General features: G+C 60.9%; 22 protein-coding genes and 4 tRNA genes. 13 read left to right on the top strand and 13 right to left on the bottom strand.

The window, feature by feature from the left end:
• The 10 genes from BN1127_RS10090 to lolB all read right to left on the bottom strand — a co-directional run bounded on the left by BN1127_RS10090 (nucleotide 1) and on the right by lolB (nucleotide 7,391).
• Nucleotides 1-75 (bottom strand) — tRNA-Gln (locus BN1127_RS10090).
• Between the two features lie 47 nt (nucleotides 76-122).
• Nucleotides 123-197, bottom strand: a tRNA-Gln gene (locus tag BN1127_RS10085).
• A gap of 13 nt (nucleotides 198-210) precedes the next feature.
• A tRNA-Met gene (locus BN1127_RS10080) sits at nucleotides 211-287 on the bottom strand.
• 235 nt (nucleotides 288-522) lie between these two features.
• Nucleotides 523-1,614, bottom strand: coding sequence for a redox-regulated ATPase YchF (gene ychF, locus BN1127_RS10075; RefSeq protein WP_005330171.1), 1,092 nt, complete (start codon nucleotides 1,612-1,614; stop codon nucleotides 523-525).
• A 234-nt stretch (nucleotides 1,615-1,848) separates the two neighbouring features.
• Entirely contained in the window at nucleotides 1,849-2,445 is a 597-nt protein-coding gene (gene pth / locus BN1127_RS10070; RefSeq protein WP_042649344.1) for an aminoacyl-tRNA hydrolase, read from the bottom strand.
• Between the two features lie 197 nt (nucleotides 2,446-2,642).
• Entirely contained in the window at nucleotides 2,643-4,646 is a 2,004-nt protein-coding gene (locus BN1127_RS10065) for a bifunctional metallophosphatase/5'-nucleotidase (RefSeq protein ID WP_042649343.1), read from the bottom strand.
• 95 nt (nucleotides 4,647-4,741) lie between these two features.
• Nucleotides 4,742-5,689, bottom strand: a complete 948-nt coding sequence (locus tag BN1127_RS10060) for a ribose-phosphate pyrophosphokinase (protein WP_005330162.1) — start codon at nucleotides 5,687-5,689, stop codon at nucleotides 4,742-4,744.
• Between the two features lie 173 nt (nucleotides 5,690-5,862).
• A tRNA-Gln gene (locus tag BN1127_RS10055) sits at nucleotides 5,863-5,937 on the bottom strand.
• Entirely contained in the window at nucleotides 5,917-6,813 is an 897-nt protein-coding gene (gene ispE / locus BN1127_RS21410; protein ID WP_082030042.1) for a 4-(cytidine 5'-diphospho)-2-C-methyl-D-erythritol kinase, read from the bottom strand. The genes BN1127_RS10055 and ispE overlap by 21 nt, the downstream gene beginning before the upstream one ends.
• Nucleotides 6,813-7,391, bottom strand: coding sequence for a lipoprotein insertase outer membrane protein LolB (gene lolB / locus BN1127_RS10050; protein WP_042649342.1), 579 nt, complete (start codon nucleotides 7,389-7,391; stop codon nucleotides 6,813-6,815). The genes ispE and lolB overlap by 1 nt, the downstream gene beginning before the upstream one ends.
• A gap of 125 nt (nucleotides 7,392-7,516) precedes the next feature.
• On the opposite strand from lolB, the gene hemA reads away from it, so the two are divergent.
• From hemA to BN1127_RS10015, 7 genes are all read left to right on the top strand, one after another.
• Nucleotides 7,517-8,776, top strand: coding sequence for a glutamyl-tRNA reductase (hemA, locus tag BN1127_RS10045; RefSeq protein ID WP_042649341.1), 1,260 nt, complete (start codon nucleotides 7,517-7,519; stop codon nucleotides 8,774-8,776).
• A gap of 51 nt (nucleotides 8,777-8,827) precedes the next feature.
• Entirely contained in the window at nucleotides 8,828-9,916 is a 1,089-nt protein-coding gene (gene prfA / locus BN1127_RS10040; RefSeq protein ID WP_042649340.1) for a peptide chain release factor 1, read from the top strand.
• Nucleotides 9,916-10,749, top strand: coding sequence for a peptide chain release factor N(5)-glutamine methyltransferase (gene prmC / locus BN1127_RS10035; protein WP_042649339.1), 834 nt, complete (start codon nucleotides 9,916-9,918; stop codon nucleotides 10,747-10,749). The genes prfA and prmC overlap by 1 nt, the downstream gene beginning before the upstream one ends.
• A 41-nt stretch (nucleotides 10,750-10,790) precedes the next feature.
• On the top strand, nucleotides 10,791-11,174 hold the full coding sequence (locus BN1127_RS10030) for a SirB2 family protein (RefSeq protein WP_042649338.1): 384 nt from the start codon (nucleotides 10,791-10,793) through the stop codon (nucleotides 11,172-11,174).
• Between the two features lie 11 nt (nucleotides 11,175-11,185).
• Complete coding sequence (locus tag BN1127_RS10025; protein ID WP_042649337.1) at nucleotides 11,186-11,986, top strand: SirB1 family protein; 801 nt, start codon at nucleotides 11,186-11,188, stop codon at nucleotides 11,984-11,986.
• A gap of 37 nt (nucleotides 11,987-12,023) precedes the next feature.
• Entirely contained in the window at nucleotides 12,024-12,878 is an 855-nt protein-coding gene (gene kdsA, locus BN1127_RS10020; RefSeq protein ID WP_005330144.1) for a 3-deoxy-8-phosphooctulonate synthase, read from the top strand.
• Between the two features lie 304 nt (nucleotides 12,879-13,182).
• The gene (locus BN1127_RS10015; protein ID WP_042649336.1) at nucleotides 13,183-14,466 is read left to right on the top strand and encodes a dicarboxylate/amino acid:cation symporter; all 1,284 of its coding nucleotides are present in this window, start codon (nucleotides 13,183-13,185) and stop codon (nucleotides 14,464-14,466) included.
• Nucleotides 14,467-14,566: 100 nt separating this feature from the next.
• On the opposite strand, the gene grcA is transcribed toward BN1127_RS10015, so the two are convergent.
• Nucleotides 14,567-14,947 (bottom strand): autonomous glycyl radical cofactor GrcA, encoded by a 381-nt coding sequence (gene grcA / locus BN1127_RS10010; protein WP_005330139.1) that lies wholly within the window; start codon nucleotides 14,945-14,947, stop codon nucleotides 14,567-14,569.
• Between the two features lie 591 nt (nucleotides 14,948-15,538).
• Here grcA and ung point away from each other — a divergent pair.
• Both ung and BN1127_RS10000 read left to right on the top strand, forming a co-directional pair.
• A complete protein-coding gene (ung, locus tag BN1127_RS10005; protein ID WP_042649335.1) occupies nucleotides 15,539-16,225 on the top strand; it encodes a uracil-DNA glycosylase in 687 nt (228 codons plus the stop codon).
• Between the two features lie 184 nt (nucleotides 16,226-16,409).
• On the top strand, nucleotides 16,410-16,958 hold the full coding sequence (locus BN1127_RS10000) for a hemerythrin domain-containing protein (protein WP_041205240.1): 549 nt from the start codon (nucleotides 16,410-16,412) through the stop codon (nucleotides 16,956-16,958).
• Between the two features lie 95 nt (nucleotides 16,959-17,053).
• On the opposite strand, the gene BN1127_RS09995 is transcribed toward BN1127_RS10000, so the two are convergent.
• Nucleotides 17,054-17,233, bottom strand: coding sequence for a DUF3545 family protein (locus BN1127_RS09995; RefSeq protein WP_025326190.1), 180 nt, complete (start codon nucleotides 17,231-17,233; stop codon nucleotides 17,054-17,056).
• Nucleotides 17,234-17,426: 193 nt separating this feature from the next.
• Entirely contained in the window at nucleotides 17,427-18,377 is a 951-nt protein-coding gene (gene tal, locus BN1127_RS09990) for a transaldolase (protein WP_041206846.1), read from the bottom strand.
• Nucleotides 18,378-19,121: 744 nt separating this feature from the next.
• Between tal and BN1127_RS09985 the strand changes: the two genes are divergently transcribed.
• From BN1127_RS09985 to yidZ, 4 genes are all read left to right on the top strand, one after another.
• Nucleotides 19,122-20,561, top strand: coding sequence for an alanine/glycine:cation symporter family protein (locus tag BN1127_RS09985; protein WP_041205244.1), 1,440 nt, complete (start codon nucleotides 19,122-19,124; stop codon nucleotides 20,559-20,561).
• Between the two features lie 249 nt (nucleotides 20,562-20,810).
• Nucleotides 20,811-21,962: a CMY-1/MOX family extended-spectrum class C beta-lactamase MOX-9 gene (locus tag BN1127_RS09980; protein ID WP_042649345.1), complete on the top strand. Its 1,152-nt coding sequence runs from the start codon at nucleotides 20,811-20,813 to the stop codon at nucleotides 21,960-21,962.
• A 267-nt stretch (nucleotides 21,963-22,229) separates the two neighbouring features.
• Nucleotides 22,230-23,399, top strand: a complete 1,170-nt coding sequence (locus tag BN1127_RS09975; protein WP_042649334.1) for an MdtL family multidrug efflux MFS transporter — start codon at nucleotides 22,230-22,232, stop codon at nucleotides 23,397-23,399.
• A 13-nt stretch (nucleotides 23,400-23,412) separates the two neighbouring features.
• On the top strand, nucleotides 23,413-24,432 hold the full coding sequence (yidZ, locus tag BN1127_RS09970; RefSeq protein WP_042649333.1) for an HTH-type transcriptional regulator YidZ: 1,020 nt from the start codon (nucleotides 23,413-23,415) through the stop codon (nucleotides 24,430-24,432).
• The last annotated feature ends 7 nt before the right edge of the window (nucleotides 24,433-24,439 follow it).

The raw sequence follows: 24,439 nt of genomic DNA, 5'->3' as shown, positions 1-24,439 counted from the left end.
TGGCTGGGGTACTAGGATTCGAACCTAGGGATGGCGAGATCAAAACCCGCTGCCTTACCGCTTGGCGATACCCCAACAGTGCTCCTCGACAGTCATGAGACTGGCCAAAGAACTTTTAAAAATGGCTGGGGTACTAGGATTCGAACCTAGGGATGGCGAGATCAAAACCCGCTGCCTTACCGCTTGGCGATACCCCAACTGAATGATTAATGGTGGCTATGACGGGATTCGAACCTGTGACCCTCGCATTATGAGTGCGATGCTCTAACCAACTGAGCTACATAGCCAACCGTGCTTCCAGTGAGTCGTTGCCTCGTCACTGTGCGGCCGGAATTATGCGTATCTGGCTCTGGGGCGTCAACCCTTTTTTTGCCAGAAAAACCGAATTTGGGTGCGTTTGGCGAGTTATTGGACGCTGTCGCGCAAAAGCCCAACAATCTGGTTTTTTTTGCGACATTTGGCAGCAGATCCGCAACCTGCGCCCATAACAAAGAGGCCAGCAAATGCTGGCCTCTCATGGGGTTAGACGTTGAACAGGAAGTTCATGATATCGCCATCCTTGACGATGTAGTCTTTCCCTTCGGCGCGCATCTTGCCCGCTTCCTTGGCGCCTTGCTCACCCTTGTAGGTGATAAAGTCGTCGAAGGCGATGGTCTGGGCGCGAATAAAGCCTTTTTCAAAGTCGGTGTGGATCTTGCCCGCCGCCTGCGGGGCGGTGGCGCCGACCGGAATGGTCCAGGCGCGCACTTCCTTCACCCCGGCGGTGAAGTAGGTCTGCAGGTTCAGCAGCTCGTAACCTGAGCGGATCACCCGGTTCAGGCCCGGCTCTTCGATCCCCAGATCGGCCATGAACTCGGCGCGGTCGGCGTCGTCCAGCTCGGCGATGTCCGCCTCGATGGCGCAGCAGACCACCACCACAACGGCGTTCTCGGCGGCGGCGATCTCACGCACCTTGTCGAGGAACGGGTTGTTGTCGAAGCCATCTTCCGCCACGTTGGCGATGTACATGGTGGGTTTCAGGGTCAGGAAGTTGAGGTGGGCAACGGCCGCCAGCTCTTCCTTGTCCAGCTTCATGCCGCGGATCATCTGGCCGTTTTCCAGGGCAACCCGAATCTTTTCCAGGGTTTCCACTTCCAGCTTGGCATCCTTGTCGCCGCCCTTGGCGCGCTTGGACTGACGGTGGATGGCGCGCTCGCAGGCGTCCAGATCCGACAGGGCCAATTCGGTATTGATCACCTCGATGTCATCGGCCGGGGAGACCTTGCCCGCCACGTGGATGATGTTCTCGTCCTCGAAGCAGCGCACCACGTGACCTATGGCTTCGGTCTCGCGGATGTTGGCCAGGAACTGGTTGCCCAGACCCTCGCCCTTGGAGGCGCCCGCCACCAGACCGGCGATGTCCACGAACTCCATGGTGGTCGGCACCACGCGCTGGGGGTTGATGATGGCCGCCAGCTGGTCGAGGCGGGGATCCGGCATGGGGACCACACCCGTGTTCGGCTCAATGGTGCAGAACGGGAAGTTGGCGGCTTCGATGCCGGCCTTGGTCAGCGCATTGAACAGGGTGGATTTGCCTACATTGGGCAGGCCCACGATACCGCATTTAAAACCCATGAATTGTTACCTTACTTGATGGATGCTGTTTGAGGGCCGCAGAACCTGCCCACGCTCTTGCTGCGAGGCTGTGATCAAGGCTCATGTGCTGCTCGGAATCCTCACGTATGACTATACGTTCCGGTTCCTGCGCTGCGCTTTACCTTGCTGACAACCTCTCGTTACAGCGCGTGAACAGGTTCTTGGGCGACCCTGTCATATTGTGCGAACCTGACCCATGTCAGGCATCTGTATTCAGACTTTCTCGGCCTTGAAGCTGTGCAGCCGGTTCATTGCCTTGGTCATGTCCTGCTTGAACAGGATGTCGGTGGCGCGCAAAGACTCATCCAGTGCGGCCTCGATCAGGCTCTGTTCACTGCTGGGCGCCTTGGTCAGCACGAAACCGGCGACCAGCTCCTTGGCACCGGGATGACCGATCCCGAGGCGCAGCCGGAAGAAGTTATTGTTGTTGCCCATCCTGGCGATGATGTCTTTCAGGCCATTGTGGCCGCCGTGACCGCCGCCCTGCTTGAACTTGGCGATGCCGGGGGGCAGATCCAGTTCGTCGTGGGCCACCAGTATCTCTTCGGGGACTATCTGGTAGAAGCGGGCCAGGGCCGCCACCGCCTTGCCGGAGAGGTTCATGTAGGTGTTCGGGATGAGCAGCCGCACATCCTGCCCCTCCGCCAGGAAGCGGGCGGTGTGGCCGAAGAACTTGGGCTCTTCGCGCAGGCTGACATTGTGCCAGCGGGCCAACTGCTCCACATACCAGGCTCCCGCGTTGTGGCGGGTCTTGGCATATTCGGGGCCGGGATTACCCAGCCCGACAATCAGTTTGATTTGATGCGTCACGCTTGATGTCTTCACTCGCTGCTTGCCATGAGCGGATAGCCCGGGGCAATGGGACGCAATATTCTAGCCGCCGAGTGGCGATCACTCAACCAAAGCTCGGCGAGCCGGAGGAATAACCCGGGAACCGGGTGCCTACGGCCGCTAAAACGGGCCCCTTGTCGAGGCCCGTGTTGGTCGGTGTTGGCTGGGGTGGCGCCTTATTTGGACCGCAGCAGTGTGACCGTCTCTTCATCCAGGGCGGTCAGCAGGGGGCGGGCATAACGCACATAGTCCACGAACGAGGCTGCGTCTGTGCCGCAATCCACATTGACCGCCTTGCAGTCGAGGGCCTTGCCCGGTCCATAGACGGCGCTGAGCTGTTCGCCGCGCTGCGCCACTGCCAGCACCGGGAAGGCGGTCAGCTGACCCGCTACCCAGGCGAGATCCACGCGCTCGGCACTCTTGTTTTCTGGACTCTGGCGCTGGGCTCGTGCCAGGGCCTGCCAGCCGTCGTTGCCGTTGGCGCTGTAGGCATTGGTCACCACCCGGTAGCGCTTTGCATCCACCAGATCCTGCCACTGACCCTCGGCCGTTTTCCACTGCAGCCGGGTCAGCTGGCCCGCCTTGCCTGCTTCGGTCTCCTTGAAGGTGTAACGCAGGTGGCCGCCATAGGGGAATTTGCCCGCATGAGCGCTGGCGGGCAGGGTGGCCGTGATGGTCTCGGTCAGCAAGGCGCGCACCTCGGCACCGGAGAGAGTCAGCACGCTGAGCGGGTTCTTGAACGGCAGCAGGCTGAGGGCCGCCTCTCCCTGCCGCAGTTCACCGGCGGGCAAGTCGGCACGCACGCCCCCCACCGCCAGCAGGGCGAAGTCGACCGGACCGCCGGTCAGCGCCTGCACTGCCGGGGTATTGGTCCAGTAGTACTGACCCTCGGCCACCAGGGGGGCGACGTCGGAGCCGTGGCTGTCGCTGCCGTTGTCGCCGGGGCGACGGACATTTTGCAGCGGCGCGGGCAGGGTGCCGATGACGGGGCCGTAGGCCTGCTCCAGGGCCGGCTTGTAGTGGCTGTCGATGATGCCGCGCAGGCGGGGATCTTCATACACCGTCACCAGGTTGGGTTGGGCGTCGATGAACTTGCCGGCCTGCTGGCTGCGGGTTTCGTCGAGCACCTGCTGGCGGGCCGGATCGGCGAAGAAGTCGCGGCTGGCCAGCAGCTGGTTCTGGCCTTTGCAGGCGATGACCCGGCCCTGGGCGTCGAAACTGACTCGGGTCAGGCCGATGGCCTGGGCGTAGGAGCCTGCCTGCACCACGCAGGTCAGGCCGACCCCGTCCGGATTGGTGACCAACTGGGCGTATTCCCCCGTCTTGCCCCAGCCGATGTTGCGAAAGTCACCGAGCAGGCTGTGGGAGTGGCCGCCGACGATGGCATCGAGGCCGTTTACCTTGGCCGCCAACGCCAGATCCCGCGCGTTGCCGATATGGGTCAGGGCGACGATCCGCTGGATCCCCCTGGCTTGCAGCAGGTCGACCGTGGCCTGGGCCGAGGCCACCTCCTTGGCAAAGCGCAGCTTGCCGACGTTGGGGGAGATGTTGGCCATGTCCTCCAGCACCAGCCCGATGACGGCGACCAGCTGTTTGTCTGCTGGCAGATGGTCGAGATCGGTGACCGGGCTCTTCTGGTTGCCGTCGAAGGCGTAGATGACGAAAGGCTTGAGGTTGCTTGCCCGACTCAGATCCGGATCGTCGCGGCTGTCCAGATTGGCTGCCAGCACCGGGAAGTTGACCCCCTCGATGAAGCGGGCGAGCTTCTGATTGTCGAGATCGAACTCGTGGTTGCCAAGGGCCATGGCATCCAGGCCGAACTGGCTCAGCAGTTCGGCATTGGCCATCCCCTCGTTGAGCTTGAAGTAGCCGCTGCCCTGCCAGGCATCGCCGCCGTGCAGCAGCAACAGCGGCTGGTTCTTGGCGAGCGCCTCGGCCTGGTAGGCTTTCGTCATGGTGAGCAGGCGGGGATAACCGCCGAGGCGGGTGTAGAGGGTATCTGCTTCCCCCTGCTTGCCAAAGAGGGCTCCCTTCAACTCGGCGTTGACCGGGTCGAACTGGGAGTGGGTGTCGTTCATGTGTGCCAGGGTCAGGGTGAAGGGCGGATCCTGCTGGCCGGTCAGGCAGGCAGAGAGCAGGGCGCACAGCGGGAGGAGAGTGAGGAGACGCAAGCACTTCATGGGGACTTCCTTAACCTGCGGGGGCAGGGCATTGCTTTGACCGGCTTTAAAAAACAAAAACCGCCAGTTGGCGGTTTTTGTCACAACGGGGTTTATCAATGCTCAAACATGGCAGAGATGGACTCTTCGTTGCTGATACGACGAATGGCTTCCGCCAGTACGGTTGACAGGGTCAGCTGCTTGACCTTGCCGATCGCCTTCATCTCCGCGGTGAGCGGAATGGAGTCGGTGATGATCAGCTCGTCGATGACCGAGTTCTTGATGTTCTCCACGGCGGTGCCGGAGAAGACCGGGTGGGTCGCATAGGCGAACACGCGCTTGGCACCGCGCTCTTTCAGCGCTTCGGCCGCTTTGCACAGGGTGCCGCCGGTGTCGATCATGTCGTCGACGATGACGCAGTCACGGCCTGCCACGTCACCGATCAGGTGCATGACCTGGGAGACGTTCGGACGGGGACGACGCTTGTCGATGATGGCGATGTCGGTGTCGTCCAGCAGTTTGGCGATGGCACGGGCACGGACCACGCCGCCGATGTCCGGCGAGACGACCACGGGAGATTCGAGGTTCTTGGCTTTCATGTCTTCCAGCAGCACAGGGCTGCCGAACACGTTGTCGACGGGGACGTCGAAGAAGCCCTGGATCTGCTCGGCATGCAGGTCAACGGTCAACACACGGTCCACACCCACGCTGGAGAGGAAGTCGGCGACAACCTTGGCGGTGATGGGCACACGGGCGGAGCGGACGCGGCGGTCCTGACGGGCATAACCAAAGTAGGGGATAACGGCAGTGATACGGCCAGCTGAAGCACGACGCAGTGCATCCACCATGACGATCAATTCCATCAAATTGTCGTTGGTCGGGGCACAGGTGGATTGAATGATGAAGATATCGCCACCGCGTACATTCTCGTTGATCTGTACGCTGATCTCGCCGTCGCTAAAGCGACCTACGGCAGCATTGCCGAGTTTGATAAACAGGCGATCTGCGATCTTCTGGGCTAGTTCCGGCGTTGCGTTACCAGCAAACAGCTTCATGTCAGGCACGGTTTGAAACCTCGGGGTTGCATCCAGTATGTGGGGAGTCTGATTCAGACCCGTATCGTTTGGGGGCAAACGATTTATCAAGAGAACGGACAAGGTCTCTGGAAGCTCTGTGGTGGCGCCGGATTACCCGGGTGGACGGCAGAACCGTCACCTTTGGCACCATCACGTCAGATTGGCTGGGGTACTAGGATTCGAACCTAGGAATGGCGAGATCAAAACCCGCTGCCTTACCGCTTGGCGATACCCCAATCACTGACTTGTTGCAAAGTGACGAAGAGTGGTGATATGTTCTCGCCCTTGGCGACAAACCCATCCCAGCCTTCCGGCACCTTTGCCAACACCTTCCGAGCAGCCACTTCGTCTTCAAATTGAGCAAAGACGCAGGCGCCAGTGCCCGTCATTCTTGACGGCGCGTATTCTAGCAACCAGCCGAGCGCATTGGCAACCTCGGGGTGGCGCTTTTTCACCAGCAATTCGCAATCGTTTTTCCAGACGCCTTCCAGCAGGTTGTGCAATGTCATCCTGGGGGTGTTGCGAGGCAGATCGGGATCCTGAAAAACCGCCGCCGTTGCCACATGGCAATCGGGTTTGAGCACCAGATACCAGGCGCTCGGCACCTCGACCGGTTGCAGCTTCTCGCCGACCCCTTCCGCAAACGCGGCCCGGCCGCGCACGAACACAGGCACGTCGGCCCCTAGCTGCACGCCGAGCTGCGCCAGCTCGTCTTCGCCGAGCCCCGCCTGCCAGAGATGATTCAGGGCCACCAGGGTGGTGGCGGCGTCAGACGAGCCGCCGCCGATGCCGCCCCCCATGGGTAACACCTTCTCGAGCCGGATATGAGCCCCCATCGGGCTTGGCAGCCTCCCCTGCAACAGGCGGGCGGCACGGATGATGAGGTTCTGTTCATCCGGCACGCCGGGGATGGCCGGGCTCAGGGTGAGCAGGTCGGTATCGGCGAGCGGCTCGAATTCCAGCCAGTCACCGTGATCGAGGAAGATGAACAGGGTCTGCAGCTCGTGATAGCCGTCGGGACGGCGGCCGTTGACGTGCAGGAAGAGGTTGAGCTTGGCCGGCGCCGGCCAGCGGAGCGGCGTCTTCGGCGCGCTCTGGTCTGGGAGGCTCATCATGGCGCCAGGGTCCATTGGTTGATCTGCAACTTGAGGCGGCTGCCCTGGCCGGTCATGGTCAGCAGGTGGGGCAGCCGGTAGTTGTCCTGATCCCGGTAGTCCCCATAGACGATCTGCCACTGACCGTCGCGCACCGAGGCCAGGCTGGCATCGGGGTTGAGCTCGAATTCGGCCTGGCCCGGCAGCCCCTTGATCCACTCCGGCAACCCGGTGACCGGAATATTCCAGCCGGTGAGCTGATAGACGAGGGCCTCGGCATCCTGGCTCTGGTGCACCTTGCCCTCGTTGTCGGTCAGGGTGATCTCACCCTTGCTGCGGGAGAGTTCCAGGATATGGGTGCCGATGAGGCTGGTGAGGTTGAGGCGATAGTCATCGCCGTTCTGCTGCCAGTTGAGGCGGGCGCTGCCCTTCTGGCGTGCCGTGATGATGGCCATCTTGCCCGACAGTTCCCAGTGGGTCAGCTGTTCGAGACGGGCCCGTTCCTGCTGCCAGTTGACCTGATCCCGCTGGGGTTGAGTGGTGGTACAGCCGGCCAGTACCAGCAGGCAGGCGAGGGAGAAGATACGCAAGAACAAGGTCGTGCTCCGGATAAGAGGTTTGCCACAGTATAAGGGGCGGCCGTATCGCTTTTAAAGACTTACCCTTTCTCGTACAATTGTCGGCCTTCATACCCTGTGCACGAAACGATCATCACCCACCCATGAGTCTGCTTGCCCTCGGAATCAACCACAACACCGCCAGTGTCGCCTTGCGGGAACGGGTCGCATTTGGCCCGGACTGCATCGATCGCGCCTTGCGTGAGCTGGTGGAGCAGCCCGGCGTTAGCGAGGCGGTGATCGTCTCCACCTGCAATCGCACCGAGCTTTACTGCAGCCTGGAACAAGGGCAGGGGGAGCAGGTGCTGAGCTGGTTGCAGCGGTTCCACGCGCTGGAGGCGAGCGAGGTGCTCTCCGCCATCTACCGCCACCAGGACGAGGAGGCGGTGCGCCACCTGATGCGGGTGGCCTGCGGGCTCGACTCCCTGGTGCTGGGCGAGCCGCAGATCCTGGGGCAGATCAAGCAGTCCTACGCCCACGCCCAGCAGGCGGAAGCGGTGAAGGGGTCGCTGGAGCGCCTGTTCCAGAAATCCTTCTCGGTGGCGAAACGGGTGCGTACCGACACCGAGATCGGCGCCAGCGCCGTGTCGGTGGCCTTCGCCGCCGTCAGCCTGGGGAAACGCATCTTCTCCGATCTCTCCCAGACCAAGGTGCTGCTGGTGGGGGCGGGCGAGACCATAGAGCTGGTGGCCCGCCACCTGCGCGAGCAGAACGTCACCCAGATGATGGTGGCGAACCGCACCCTGCAGCGCGCCCAGCTGCTGGCCGAGGAGTTCGGCGCCCAGGTGATGACCCTCGAAGAGATCCCGGACTACCTGCACGAGGCGGACATCGTCATCAGCTCCACCGCCAGCCCCCTGCCCATCATTGGCAAGGGCATGGTGGAGCGCGCCCTCAAAGCCCGCCGCTTCAAGCCCATGTTCCTGGTGGACATCGCCGTGCCGCGGGATATCGAGGCCGAGGTGGACGAGCTCTCCGATGCCTATCTCTACACGGTGGACGATCTGCAGGGGATCATCGAGCAGAACCTGGAGACCCGCAAGCGGGCGGCCGCCGAGGCCGAGCTCATCGTGCAGGAAGAGCGTGACGACTTCATGGGCTGGTATCGCAGCCAGCACTCTGTGGATCTCATTCGCGATTACCGCCACCAGGCCCAGCAGGTGGCGGATGAAGAGTTGCAGCGTGCCCTGCTGGCCCTGCAACAGGGCGAGAATGCCGAGCAGGCGCTCAAGGCCCTGACCCATCGCCTCACCAACAAGTTGATCCACGCACCGACCCAGGCCCTGCGCCAGGCCGCAGCTCAGGGGGACAGCCACAAGCTGTCCCAGCTGCGTCAGGTGCTGGGGTTGTCACAAGAGTCATAGTTTGGGGGTGGCCAGCCGGCTGCCCCTACCTCCATCGAGAACACAAGATTTATGAACCCGTCATTGATCAGAAAGCTGGAAGGCCTCATCGAGCGCCACGAAGAAGTACAGGCCCTGCTCGGCGAGCCCGGGGTCGCCTCGGATCAGGACAGATACCGTGCCCTGACCCGGGAATATGCCCAGCTCGAAGACATAGTGCACGCCTTCCAGCGCTTTCGTCAGGCAGAGGAGAACCTCGAGACCACCAAGATGATGCTGGAAGAGGATGACGCCGACCTGCGCGAGATGGCGCAGGAGGAGCTGCCGCTCGCCAAGGCGACCTTCGAGGAGGAGGAGCAGGCGCTGCAGGTGATGCTGCTGCCGCGCGACCCCAAGGATGACAACAACTGCTATCTCGAGATCCGTGCCGGCGCCGGTGGCGACGAGGCGGCCATCTTCGCGGGGGATCTGTTCCGCATGTACTCCCGTTACGCCGAACGCCAGGGCTGGCGCGTCTCCATCGTCAGCTGCAACGACGGCGAGCACGGTGGCTACAAGGAGGTGATCGCCAAGGTGGACGGCGAGCACGTCTACGGCCGCCTCAAGTTCGAGTCCGGCGGCCACCGGGTGCAGCGGGTACCCGAGACCGAATCCCAGGGCCGGGTGCACACCTCCGCCTGTACCGTGGCCGTGCTGCCGGAAGTGCCGGAAGCCGAACAGATCGAGATCAACCCCTCAGAGCTGAAGATCGACACCTTCCGCGCCTCCGGGGCCGGTGGCCAGCACGTCAACAAGACCGACTCCGCCATCCGCATCACCCACCTGCCCACCGGGCTGGTGGTGGAGTGCCAGGATGAGCGCTCCCAGCACAAGAACCGCGCCAAGGCGATGTCGGTGCTCTCCGCCCGCCTGCAGGCGGCCGAGGACGAGCGTCACCGTGCCGCCGAGCAGAGCACCCGCCGCAACCTGGTGGGCTCCGGCGATCGCTCCGAGCGCATCCGCACCTATAACTACCCCCAGGGTCGCCTCTCCGAGCACCGCATCAACCTCACCCTCTATCGGCTGGGGGAGATCCTCGAAGGGGATCTGGATTGCGTCATCACGCCCCTGGTGCAGGAATACCAGGCGGATCAGCTCGCCTCCCTGGCCGAGAGCAACTAATGCAGATCCAGCAGGCTCGTGCCCACATCATGGCGACCCTGGCTTTTGGGGAATCCCCCCGTGCCGATGCCGATGCGCTGCTCTGCCATCTGCTGGATTGCCGGCGCAGCTACCTGATGACCTGGCCGGAGCGCGAGCTCGATACCGCTCAGCAGGCCACCCTGCAAGGGTGGCTTGACCGTCGGCTGGTCGGAGAACCCATCGCCCACCTCATCGGTGAGCGGGAGTTCTGGTCGCTGCCGCTCAAGGTGAGCCCGGCCACCCTGATCCCGCGCCCCGACACCGAGGTGCTGGTGGAGCAGGCGCTGGCGCGCTTGCCGGCCGGCCCCTGTGCCCTGCTGGATCTCGGCACCGGCACCGGCGCCATCGCGCTGGCGCTCAAGTCCGAGCGGCCCGATGCCGATGTATGGGCGGTGGATCGGATGCCGGACGCCGCCGCCCTGGCCCGCGCCAACAGCGCCGCCCTGGGGTTGCCCATCGAAGTGCGGGACGGCAGCTGGTTCGAGCCCCTGGCGGATGCACCGCGTTTTGCGATGATCGTCTCCAATCCGCCCTATATCGACGGGGCGGATCCCCATCTCGACGAGGGGGATGTGCGCTTCGAGCCTCGCTCCGCCTTGGTGGCGGACGAGCAGGGGCTGGCGGACATTCGCCTGATAATCGCCGGTGCCCCCGCCCATCTGTGCCCGGGGGGCTGGCTCCTGCTGGAGCACGGTTGGGAGCAGGGGGCAGCGGTGCGTCAGCTTCTGCTGCAACAGGGCTACTGCCAGGTGGAAACCGTGCGGGATTATGGGGATAACGAGCGGGTGACCCTGGGTCGTCTGGCGCCGTGATGATGACGGGCGGAACTGTCCGCCCTGTGCAAGGAAACCATATGTATGTTGTTCTCAAACATCTGCACCTCACCCTGATTGTCGGGGCCGTGCTGATGTTCATGCTGCGCTTTTACTGGGCCCAAACCGGCTCCATTCATGCCCGTAACGGCCGGGTGCTGCAGGCCAGCGGCTGGCTCAATGGCCTGGTGGTGCTCTCCGGCGTGCTGCTCTGCATGGTGCTGGATCTCAATCCCCTCAACAACGGGATCCCCTGGCTCAGCGAGAAGCTGAGCGCCGTGCTGGCGGTGGCCTTCCTCGGCATGATGGCGCTGCGCCTGGCGCGCAGCAACAGCATCCGCTGGTTTGCCTTCCTGGGCGCCTTGGGGTGGATCTTCTTTATCGCCAAGCTGGCGGTGCAAGAGCAGGCCAACCTGTTCGGTTAGGGATGACGACGATGATACGTGTGGATGAGTGGACCGACTTCGAGGCCCACGACCTGGCCGAACTGGCGCTGTCGGTGAGCGACGAGATCCTGGGCCATGGCGGCGCGGGAGAGGCCGAGCTGGCCCGCCTCGATACCTGGCTGGACGAGGCCATAGTCGAAGGGGACTGTGACGAGGTGCGCCGTCAGCTGCTGCAGGGCTTCTACCAGACCTTAGGGTTTCGGGGCGACTGGCAGGATTATTTCTCTGCCGCCAACTGCGACCTGAACCAGGTGCTGGTGCAGCGCAAGGGCATACCGGTGAGCCTTGGCATCCTCATCATCCAGCTGGGTCGCAAGATTGGCCTGGATGTGGAAGGGATCTGCTTCCCGGGCCATTTCCTGGTGAGCTTCGCCGGTCTGGAGGGGGAGGTCTATGTGGACCCCTTCAACGGTGACGAGCTGAGCCTGCATCGCATCGAGCTGCTGCTGCGCGGTGCCCTCGGCAACCTGGCTACCTTAAGCGATGACCATCTGCAGCCTGCAGGACAGTGGGAGATCATCGAACGCCTGCTCAACGTCAACAAGGGGGCCCTGCTGCGGGAGGAGCGCATGACAGAAGCATTGCGCTGCAGCGAGCTGCTGCTGCGCATGAAGCCCGGTGATCCGCTGGAGACGCGGGATCGGGGCTTCATCTACGAGCAACTCGATTGCCCCCGCTTCGCCGCCGACGATTTTGAATACTTTATTGAACAATGCCCGGACGATCCTGTGGCCGATGTGCTGAAAACCCAGCTGGCCAGCCTGGATCTTAGCCCCAAGCCCCTCCATTGAGGGGTCTGGGGAAGCCTCTTTACTTAAGGATGCCGAGATGGAACAGAAGAATATCAAGATCAACGCGATCGACGTCGCCAACGACAAACCCTTCGTGCTGTTTGGCGGCATGAACGTGCTGGAATCCCGCGACATGGCGATGGCGGTGTGCGAGAAGTACGTGGAAGTGACCAGCAAGCTGGGCATCCCGTTCGTGTTCAAGGCGAGCTGGGACAAGGCCAACCGCTCCTCCATCCACTCCTACCGCGGTCCGGGTCTGGAAGAGGGGATGAAGATCTTCCAGGAGCTCAAGGCGACCTTCGGTATGCCGGTCATCTCGGATCTGCACGAAGTGCATCAGGCCAAGCCGGTTGCCGAGGTGGTGGATGTCATCCAGCTGCCCGCCTTCCTGGCGCGCCAGACCGATCTGGTGGAGGCCATGGCCCGCACCGGCAACGTCATCAACATCAAGAAGCCGCAGTTCCTGAGCCCGAGTCAGATGAAGAACATCACCGACAAGTTCGAGGAGTGCGGCAACGATCAGCTGATCCTGTGCGAGCGCGGTGCCAACTTCGGTTATGACAACCTGGTGGTGGACATGCTGGGCCTGGGGGTGATGAAGAAGACCACAGGTGGTTATCCGGTGATTTTCGACGTGACCCACTCCCTGCAGTGCCGCGACCCGCTGGGAGCGGCCTCAGGCGGTCGCCGTGATCAGGTGACCGAGCTGGCTCGTGCCGGCATGGCGGTCGGTCTGGCCGGTCTCTTTATCGAGTCACACCCGGACCCGAAAGTGGCCCGTTGCGATGGCCCGAGCGCCCTGCCGCTGGAGAAGCTGGAAGGCTTCCTCAAGCAGATGAAGGCCATCGACGACCTCATCAAGGGCTTCGAACCGCTGGATACCTCCGTCTGATCCAGCACGCCGGTTTAGTGATGCCAGGTGCCCCGCCATGCGGGGCATTTTTATATCCAGAATGTTTTCATTGGGGTCTTAAATACATCGCCGACCAAATACATTCAGGTTGCTGTGGTGTTAATGGTGTTAAATATGTTGTGTGATTGATGTCTCTTAATTGCTTCTTATAACGTGTGAAAGTGGCGCCGTTGCGATGACGAAATAGCATGACGCCAGCGAGATAAGGATATTGTCTCGTGACGGTGCCCTGCATGCCTATTTCTGCCATATGAGATGTCAATTAATTAACAGGACGTTAATCATGCACAAGAAAGTATTTAGCAGCCTTTATTTCCAGGTGCTGCTCGCGATCACCCTGGGGGTATTTCTGGGACATGTCTATCCCGACCTCGGGGCTGATATGAAGCCGCTGGGTGATGGCTTCGTGAAATTAATCAAGATGATCATTGCCCCCGTTATTTTCTGCACAGTGGTGACCGGCATCGCCGGCATGGAGAGCATGAAGGCGGTGGGGAAAACCGGTGCCATCGCGCTGCTCTACTTCGAGGTGGTGAGTACCATAGCCCTGGTCATCGGGCTGTGCGTGGTCAACCTGCTGCAACCCGGGGTCGGCATGAACGTGGATCCCGCCACGCTGGATGCCAGCGCCATCTCGGCCTATGCCGAACAAGCCAAGTCCCAGGGCATCATCGCCTTCCTGCTTGACGTGATCCCGGCCAGCGTGATCGGTGCCTTTGCCAGCGGCAACATTCTTCAGGTGTTGCTGTTTGCGGTGTTGTTTGGCTTCTCCCTGCATCATATCGGCGAGAAGGGGAAATTAGTCTTCAATATGATCGACGGCTTCTCCCAGGTTATTTTCGGCATCATCAACATGATCATGAAACTGGCACCGTTTGGCGCCTTTGGTGCCATGGCGTTTACCATAGGGAAATATGGTATCGGCTCGCTGGTTCAGCTCGGCCAGTTAATTGCCTGCTTCTATGTGACTTGCCTTTTATTCATCTTCATGGTGCTGGGCAGCATTGCCAGGGCAAATGGCTTCAGCATAGTGCGCTTTATTTCCTATATTCGGGAAGAGCTGCTGATCGTACTGGGGACTTCCTCTTCCGAATCCGTATTGCCGCGCATGCTGGTGAAGATGGAGGCGCTCGGCTGCAAGAAGTCGGTGGTGGGCCTGGTGATCCCGACCGGTTACTCCTTCAACCTGGATGGCACCTCCATCTACCTGACCATGGCGGCCGTCTTCATCGCTCAGGCGACCAATACGCCGCTGGATCTGTTCCAGCAATTCACCCTGCTGGTGGTACTGCTCATCTCCTCCAAGGGGGCGGCCGGGGTCACCGGCAGCGGCTTCATCGTGCTGGCGGCTACCATCTCTGCGGTGGGGCATCTGCCGCTCGCCGGGTTGGCGCTGATCCTGGGGATAGATCGCTTCATGTCGGAGGCGCGTGCTCTGACCAACCTGATCGGCAACGGGGTGGCCACTGTGGTGGTGGCGCGTTACTGCGGTCAGCTCGATGAGCAGCAGATGAACGAGGTGCTCGCCAACCCGGCCACCGTACAGAAGGTCAATCAGCACGGATAGCTGCCAGGCGTTACCCAGGGAGGGGGAAACCCGCACTTCTGCCCATAAAAAAACGGCCCGCGTGGGCCGTTTTTCATGGTGCAGATGACCGCAGAGGGTATTACAGGCTCTGGGTGAAGGTACGGGTGACCACGTCACGCTGCTGTTCCGGGGTCAGGGCGTTGAAACGCACGGCGTAGCCGGAGACGCGGATGGTCAGCTGCGGGTACTTTTCCGGGTTGGCGATGGCGTCTTCCAGGGTCTCGCGGCGCAGCACGTTGACGTTCAGGTGTTGACCCCCCTCGACCACGGGTTCGGTCTGGACCGGCAGTTCACGGTATTCGAACTGGCCCAGGTCAGAGACGCTGACTTCCTGATCGGCGGCGAAGCTGTCGCCCTTGGCGCAGATGCAACGAGCCTGTTGCTTCTCTTCGTCCAGCAGCCAGAAAGAGTTCAGCAGTGCGGCGTTGGCGGACTGGGTGATTTGGATGCCCTTGATCATGGTATGACTCCTCATAGGAAAGCGGATTCAACGGTAAGCACATTACCCTGATGTTTTTAAACCACCTTGATGACGGGATGATTTAACGGGGCCTTGCCTTACACCTTTACTTCGTTGGGGTCATATATACCACGATGGTAATAATACGAAAATTGATCCAAATCAATAAAGGCGCATTTTGCGCGCAATGAAAGGGATTAATTCATTGAGATTAATCAAAAATAAATCATTTTTATGATTTCGTAAGATATATGAATTATGCATTTTTTATTGGGTATATCTAGTAATTTAACTACATCTTTAGCCGTTATTTTCCTTACAAGGTCAGAGGTGGGTGCCTAATCAGATCAGGGTAGGGCGCCGCTGGGTGGCCAGGTGGCGTGGCCGCCAGTGCGCCGATGGCTGCGGCCATCGATCGTCATCTCGATAGACAGGGCGCCAGGGGGGGAGGCGGACACTGGGCCGGCCATCTCCCAGAGCCGAGCCACGGTTGCGTCTTGCTGCCTTGCCCCCTATCCTGAGCCCCTTGCTGCATTCATTGAGGATATTGGGGTGTCAGAGGTAGTGGATTCACAGAGAGAGGAGACTGGCGTGCTGACCTGGAAGGATGTGATCGGCTCGGAGAAAGAGCAGGACTATTTCAAGGCAACCCTGGCGACCGTCAGGGAGGAGCGGGAAGCGGGCAAGGTCATCTATCCCCCGGCGACCGAGGTGTTCAATGCCTTCAAATTGACCGAGCTGGACAGTGTCAAGGTGGTGATCCTGGGGCAAGACCCCTATCACGGGCCGAGTCAGGCGCATGGCCTCTGCTTCTCCGTGCTGCCAGGGGTGCGTACGCCCCCCTCCCTGGTCAACATCTACAAGGAGATGCAGCGGGATCTGCCGGGATTTGTCACACCCAGTCACGGTTTCCTGGAATCCTGGGCAACCCAGGGGGTACTGTTGCTCAATACGGTATTGACGGTGCAGGCGGGCATGGCCCACTCCCATGCCCATCTGGGCTGGGAGACCTTCACCGACAGGGTCATAGAACGGATCAACTCCCACTGTCAGGGGGTGGTCTTCCTGCTGTGGGGAGCTCATGCCCAGAAGAAGGGGCGCTTCATCGACCGGGCGCGTCATCATGTGCTGACGGCCCCTCATCCCAGCCCATTGTCCGCTCACCGCGGCTTCATCGGGTGTGGCCACTTTTCGGAGGCAAACCGCCTGCTGGTGCAGCAGGGGATGAGCCCTATCGACTGGCTCTCTGTCTGTCATAACCAGCCCGTGCCGGTCTGACCGCCTTTCCCGCCTCTGGGTGGGCAAGGGCGCGCAGGGTTGCCAGGTCGCCTGCGTCGCTTGGGCGGGTACCGGCCGTCGGGCGAGGATTGTGTGCATCTGACTTGATTGAGTGCAAAGTTCGCGTAATAAATGACCGTATACTCGAGACAGGATCTTTTTCAATTCAGTGCAAGGAGTGCCCATGTTATCCAGTTTGCATAAGGACCATCTCAACATCGCCAGGCTGCTGACGCTGCTCAAGCACAAGCTGGCCGCCATCCGCCATGAACAGCAGGTGAGCTATTTCCTGCTGCGGGACGTGGTGGACTACCTGCGCGAGGTCTCCGACAAGCACCATCACCCCAAGGAAGACATGATCTATGACTACTACCTGAAATACAGGGTGGTGGAGGGAGAGGTCGCCAACCGCCTGCATGAGGAGCACGCCAGCCTGCTGGTGGCCGGCACCGAACTCAAGGAGATGGTGGAGATGATCCTGATGGATGCGGTCATTCCGCTGGAGCAGTTTACCGCCAAGCTGGAGCAGTTCATCGAGCAGCAGGAGGCGCACATGAACTACGAGGAGGGGGTGATCTTCCCTCATCTGCGTGACTCCCTGACCGAGGATGACTGGCGCCATCTCGAGCAGCTCTGGCAGAACAGGGCCATCAATGATCCCCTGTTCGGGGTCGAGGTGAGCCAGCACTTCCAGGCGCTGGCCAAGCAGCTCTCGTTGCCCCCCTCGTCCTGAATGGCAGGTGGACTAAAAAACAAACGCCCCGGCTTGGCCGGGGCGTTTGTTTTATGTGTCAGCACGTCTGTGCCGTCATCGTGACGGCGGTGGCGCTACAGCTCCAGTTCTTCCGAACCTTCATAGGCGATATCGATGGCTTGCAGCTCCTTCTGCAGGCGGTGCTTGTCTTTGAGCGCCTCGATCTCACGCCATTTACGTTTCTTTCCCGTTGTCCCGCGGCTACGTGAACCCAGCTCAACGACCTCGTCAAAATCGAAGTTGAACATGTCCATGGCTCCCTCCTTGGTTTTATGGTTTTCACCATCCGTATAACACGACGCATTTGAAAATAAAACGTTTTTATGACCAAGTTGTGACAAACGGGAAGGCAGATAAAAAAAACCGGGCTGCCCTTGCGGGAGCCCGGTTTTATCGGTGCAACCCCTCCTGTGGAAGGGGCTGCCCGAGATGGCTTAGGCCGTCTTTTTACAGGTGGCTGGCCAGCATGGTTTCCAGTTTGCCCTGATCGACGGCGAACAGACGGATGCCTTCTGCCAGCTTCTCGACCGCCATGGCGTCCTGGTTCAGCTCCCAGCGGAACTGCGCTTCGGTCATGGGGGTCGGCTTGGCTTTGCGCTCACCGGTGTAGTTCAGCTTGCGCACCACGGTACCTTCGGTCTTGCTGAGCTCTTCCAGCAGGGCCGGGCCTATGGTCAGGCGGTCACAGCCAGCCAGTTCCAGGATCTCGCCGGTGTTGCGGAAGCTCGCACCCATCACCACGGTCTGGTAGTCGTGCTGCTTGTAGTAGTCGTAGATGGCGGTGACGGAGACCACGCCCGGATCTTCGCTCGCGGTGTAGTCACGGTTGTGCTTGGCCTTGTACCAGTCGAGGATGCGGCCCACGAACGGGGAGATCAGGAAGGCGCCAGCTTCGGCACAGGCGCGGGCCTGGGCGAAGGAGAACAGCAGGGTCAGGTTGCACTGGATGCCTTCTTTCTCCAACACTTCGGCGGCGCGAATGCCTTCCCAGGTGGAGGCCAGCTTGATCAGGATGCGATCGTTGGTGATGCCAGCTTCGTTGTAGAGGCGGATCAGCTTGCGTGCCTTGGCGATGCTGGCGTCGGTGTCGAAGGAGAGACGGGCATCCACCTCGGTGGAGATGCGGCCCGGAACGATTTTCAGCACTTCCAGACCGATGTTGACCGCCAGCTTGTCGCCCGCGTCGATGATTTGCTGTGCCTTGTCCTGGCTCTGGGACTTGGCCCAGCTGATGGCGTCTTCGATCAGCGCCGCGTACTCGGGGATCTCGGATGCCTTCAACACCAGGGAGGGGTTGGTGGTGGCATCGATGGGCTGGTAGCGCTTGATGGCTTCGATATCACCGGTATCGGCGACAACTGTGGTCAGGGCTTTCAGCTGGGTTAATTTATCGGCCATGGCAAATATCATCTCTTTATGAGGGCGCACTCTCTTGGTGAGGGCGCAGGCTCGGGGGTGGCGGGCGTGAGACGGCCGTTCTGAAATTAAATTACAAAATCCCGGCGACTCAGGCTCAGAAAAGCACGATGGGGAAGGCCCATCGCCACTGCCTGCCTAATTAATACGGATGTGGCGCTTCCTGCAATAGGGGGGCTTGTATGCGAATTACCCAGGTGGTGGGAGGGGGGGGCGTGATGGGATGAAAGTGTATGATAAAAAACGATTTTTATTAATTTTATACCAGCGGCTGGCGACCGGCAAAAAAGCAACTTTTTTAGTTGATTCTCCATTCTGTGCAGTGCGTCACACAAATACTATTGTCAGCTACTTGAAATTTAATTACGTGTAAAACGTTTGGCGTGACACCGCCCTGTCTGGGTGGCTTCAGAGGCAAACGCTTGTCTTCCCGGGGTCTTTTCTTTCATCCATTTTTACTGCCATGGGAGTCATGGTAGAATGATTCTCCTTTGGGTCTTCATTGTCGGATGTGGAGTGATGCATCAAGTTTTGTTGATTATTTGCGTGCTAAATGAAGCTTTTTTGCATCAAACCGCTCGTTTTTTGTCTTTCCAGTGAGCCCTATCACTATTCTGAATTCCCTCCCTATGCTAGATTCCGCCCCTTCGGCGCAATGCTAATTCGGAAATTGACAGAGAGCGGTCAGCGCAGACTGACCATGGATGTGATAACAACGAGAGAATTATGGACACCTTGATTGCAATGATTAACGACCTGATGTGGGGAGCCGTGCTCATTTACCTGCTCATCGGGGTCGGACTCTTCTTTACTTTCCGCCTGGGGTTTATCCAGGTCCGTCACTTCGGCCACATGTTCTCGGTATTGCGCAATAGCCGCAAATCCGACAGTGCCGGCATCTCCTCCTTCCAGGCCCTGTGTACCAGCCTGGCTGCCCGTGTGGGCACCGGCAACCTGGCCGGTGTGGCCGTCGCCATCTATCTGGGGGGGCCTGGTGCCATCTTCTGGATGTGGCTGATCGCCTTCATCGGCATGGCCACCGCCTTCGTCGAGAGTACCCTGGCCCAGCTCTACAAGGTCAAGGATGAAGACGGCAACTATCGCGGCGGTCCGGCTTACTACATGGAGCGCGGTCTCGGCATGCGCTGGATGGGCGTGGTCTTCTCCCTCTGTCTGCTGCTGGCCTTCGGTCTGGTGTTCAATGCGGTGCAGGCCAACTCCATCAGCCTGGCCATGAACGTCGCCTTCGGCATCCCTGACTGGGTGAGCGGCCTGGCACTGGTGGTGCTGTCCGGTCTCATCATCTTCGGTGGCATCCGCGGTATCGCCCGCTTCGCCGAACTGGTGGTGCCTTTCATGGCGCTGGCCTACATCCTGATGGCACTGTTCGTGGTGGCCATGAACATCAGCGAGCTGCCCGGGGTCTTTGTCCTGATCATCAAGTCTGCCTTCGGCATCGAGCAGGCGGGTTCAGGGGCCATGGGTTACGCCATCTCCCAGGCGATGATCAACGGCATCAAGCGTGGTCTCTTCTCCAACGAAGCCGGCATGGGCTCTGCGCCCAATGCCGCCGCGACCGCGACGCCCTATCCGCCGCACCCGGCGTCCCAGGGTTATGTGCAGATGCTGGGGGTCTTCCTCGACACCATCGTCATCTGTACCTGTACTGCCGCCATCATCTTGATGTCCGGCCAGTTTGAGCCAGGTTCAGGGGTCACCGGGGTCGAGCTGACCCAGCGTGCGCTCTCCTCCCAGGTCGGTGGTGGTGGCAACATCTTCATCGCGGCGGCCATCTTCTTCTTCGCCTTTACCTCCATCGTCGCGAACTACTCCTACGCCGAGACCAACCTGGTGTTCCTGGAGCACAACCACAAGGGCGGCTTGATGCTGTTCCGGATGTTCGTGCTGGGCATGGTGATGTTCGGCTCCGTGGGTGAGCTGCCGACTGTGTGGGCCCTGGCGGACGTTTCCATGGGGCTGATGGCCATCGTCAACCTGATCGCCATCCTGCTGCTCTCTGGTGTCGCCATCAAGCTGGCCAAGGACTACAACGATCAGCTCAAGGTGGGTCGCGTTCCCACCTTCGATGCCAACAAGTACCCCGAGATCCGCAGCCAGCTGGAAGCAGGGATCTGGGACAACCCACCCAAGAGCAAGCAGGCCTGAGCCCTGTGTTGATCTGGTTGGATAATGAAAGAGGGGAGCCATTGGCTCCCCTCTTCTATATGGGCTTGTGCCTGCCCGAGGCGGTGGCATGGGATGGCTGGACTCACAAGGGGGGTTGGCTGAAAGCCTTCCTGGCAACAGCGACGATACTTCACGCCACTTCACATCCAGCACACCTTGGCTCGTTATGCTGGCCCCATAGCTCGTCGCTGGTGCGGCGAACCCAAACAACCGAGAGGACAAATGACCATGCAACAACAGGTGCGGATGACATTGCTGATGGCGAGCACGCTGCTCTGGGCCGGTCTGGCCCAGGCCACGGCGGACACCCAGGCCGATCCCCTGCGCCCCCTGGTGGATGCCAGTATCCGGCCCGTGCTCAAGGAGCACCGGATCCCCGGCATGGCGGTGGCGGTGCTGAAAGATGGCAAGGCCCACTACTTCAACTACGGGGTGGCCAACCGGGAGAGCGGGGCCCGTGTCAGCGAGCAGACCCTGTTCGAGATTGGATCGGTCAGCAAGACTCTTACGGCAACGCTTGGGGCTTATGCCGTGGTGAAGGGGGCGCTCAAGCTCGATGACAAGGTGAGTCAGCATGGGCCCTGGCTGAAAGGATCGGCTTTTGACGGTATCACCATGGCCGAGCTCGCCACCTACAGCGCCGGGGGCTTGCCGCTGCAATTCCCCGACGAGGTGGATTCCATCGACAAGATGCGTGCCTACTATCGCCAGTGGACGCCTGCCTATCGGGCGGGCAGCCATCGCCAGTACTCCAACCCCAGCATCGGCCTGTTCGGCCATCTCGCGGCCCAGAGCCTGGGCCAACCCTTTGAACAGTTGATGAGCCAGACCCTGCTGCCCGGGCTTGGTCTCGAGCACACCTATCTCAAGGTCCCTGCCGAGGCCATGGCGAACTACGCCTATGGCTACTCGAAAGAGGACAAGCCTATCAGGGTCAACCCGGGGGTCCTGGCGGACGAGGCCTATGGCATCAAGACCAGCTCGGCGGATCTGCTGAAGTTTGTCGGCGCCAACATGACAGGCACCGGGGACGAGGCGATGCAGCAGGCGATTGCCCTGACCCACAAGGGGGTTTACTCGGTGGGTGCCATGACTCAGGGGCTCGGCTGGGAGAGTTACGCCTATCCCGTGACCGAAGAGACCTTGCTTGCAGGCAACTCGGGCAAGGTGATCCTCGAGGCCAACCCGACGGCGCCCGCCTCCAACGAGACGGGTAGCCAGGTGCTCTTCAACAAGACCGGCTCCACCGGCGGCTTTGGTGCCTATGTGGCCTTTGTGCCAGCCAAGGGGATTGGCATCGTCATGCTGGCCAATCGCAACTATCCCATCCAGGCCAGGGTAGAGACGGCCCACGCCATCCTGAGCAAGCTGGCCGAGTGATGCGCTTGTACTGATTGACGTGAGTACGCCGGGATTGCCCGGCGTACTCTTTGGTGCCGCTGGCACGGTCACTCTTCACTGAATGGCCAGAATGGCTCGTCACTGACATTACGATTTCCAAATTGGAATCTCCCGATCGCCATCTCTTCACTAGGTACGAAGGGAGGCCCCCCCTATAGTGCTCCGCATATTCATCCGGTCCCCCATGCCGTCAACGGTCGTCGATCAATGGTCTGCGTGGGCGAGGCCCTCTGCAATGGAGCATCCATGGGTATTTTCCTGCTGTGCAGTTTCCTGATGATCATCCTCTATCCGGTCGGGATCGATCTCTATCTGGTGGCGGTGCCCCAGATAGCGCAGACCCTGCAGGCGAGCGAGGCGCAGATCCACACCGCCTTCTCCATCTACCTGTTCGGCATGGCGGCCACCGTACTGCTGGGTGGGATCATTGCGGATCGCCATGGGCGTCGCTGGGTGGTGCAGGGGGGCGCCCTCATCTTTGTCATCGCCTCCCTGGTGGCGGCCAATGCGACGGGGATCAGTCAGTTCTACCTCGGTCGCTTCTGGCAGGGGGCGGGGGCGGGCGCGCTCTATATCATGACCTTTACCGTGCTGCGGGATGTGCTGAACCAGGCGCGGCTGGCGATGGCACTCTCCATGATCAACGGGGTTATCTGCGTCATCCCGGTGCTGGCGCCTGTGCTGGGTTATCTCATCCTGTCCCGCTTCGACTGGCGCGGGATCTTCGTGGCGATGGCGCTGGTGGCCGCCGTCAGCGGCCTGGTCAACCTGCTGCTGCTCAGGGAAACCCGCCCGGCCCGCCTGCAGGGGGGAACAACCCGGCCCTTTGCCCTGCTGCGATCCTCACGCTTCATGCTGCACTCGCTGCTGACCAGTGCCAGCGTGACTGCCATCCTGGTCTATGTGAGCGTCTCGCCGCTGATCCTGATGCAGGGGCTTGGCTTCACCACGGAGCAGTACGCCATCGTGATGATGGTGATGGCCGGGGTGAGCATGTCCACCTCCTTCCTGACACCGTTGCTGCTGCGCTGGCAGGGCAAGCACAGGGTGCTGGCGCTCTCCCATCTGGCCTACCTGCTGGCGGCCTGCCTCCTGCTCGGCCACTGGCAGCTGGGAGGCAACATTCGCTTGCTGCTGCCGGGCTTTGCCCTGGTCTGCATCGGCTTCTCCTGCGGTTTCGGGGTGGCGATGGGGGAGGCGCTGGCGGAGTGCCAGCACCATGCGGCATTTGCCAGTGCCCTGCTCTGCATCATGCAGATCAGCCTCTCCGGCCTCTATATCTGGTTGCTGGGCCAGCTTGGCGTTGCCCCATCCGGGATGCTGATCTCTGCCCTGTTGCTGACCCTGCTCAGTTACCTGGCCGTCAAAGGGCTGTTACCATGGCTCGCGCTGCGCGAAGCGCGGTCGCGGGGATAAGGGGAGAGGAAAGATGCGCAACCTGGGTGAACTGGATTTGAACCTGCTGGTGGTCTTCAAGCACCTGATGCAGGAGCGCAGTGTGTCAGGGGCGGCCAAGAAGCTCTGCGTCACCCCCTCGACTGTGAGCAAGGCGCTCGCCAAGCTGCGGGACTGGTTTGACGATCCCCTCCTGGTGCGGGTGCGGCAGGGGCTGCAGCCGACCCAGCTCTCCCTGACCCTGGAAGAGGAGCTCAGGACCTGGTTCCAGCTCACCGAGAGCATCAGTACCCTCAACAGCGAGGCGATCCCCGAGGGGGCCCGCTTCAGCCTGCTGATGGAGTCCCCCTTTGGCATCAGCTTCCTGAGCGAGCTGCCCATGACCATCTACCAGAAGTACCCCCACTCTGTGGTCAGGATGCTGGGGTGGGATCACCACTCCCTCAACGACATCGTCAACGGGGATGCGGATCTCGGCTTCTGCGCCCGGGAGACCCATGGTCGCTCCCAGGCCAGGGTCAACCGGCTGCCCTATTACATCGACCACGAGGTGCTGTTCACCGATCGCCCCGTGGTGTTCCTGCGCAAGGATCACCCCCTGCTCGGGCGGGCGTGGTCGCTGGAAAACTTTCTGGCCTGTCCCCAGATAAGCGTGGTGTGGGAGGCCAGCGACAGCTGGGCGCTGGACGATCTGCTGGAGGATGAGGGGCAAAGGCGGGAGGTGCCCATCATGGTCGCAAGCTTCGAGCAGGCCCTGCACATCGCCTCCCAGTCGAGTCACGAACTGATCGCCGTGGCGCCCTCCTATTGCGCTGGCTATGCCGCCAGTCACCACGGCAACCTGATGGCCATGCCGCTACCGCTGCCCGAGAAGCTCTACGTCCAGCTGGAGATTGCTTTCATTCTGCTTTGGCACAAGCGCCACAATCAGGATGCCAAGGTGATGTGGCTGCGCAATGAGACGAAGCGGCTCTATGGCATGGCGGCGCAGGGACTGGCCCTGTTCCCGTGGGGCGGGGGAGGGGCGGCGCTGGCGCCGGCGGGAGATGCCTGATGCAGGG

It is taken from the genome of Aeromonas media, assembly GCF_000819985.1.
Lineage (GTDB): Bacteria > Pseudomonadota > Gammaproteobacteria > Enterobacterales > Aeromonadaceae > Aeromonas > Aeromonas media.
This window is presented reverse-complemented; position numbering and strand designations above follow the sequence as displayed.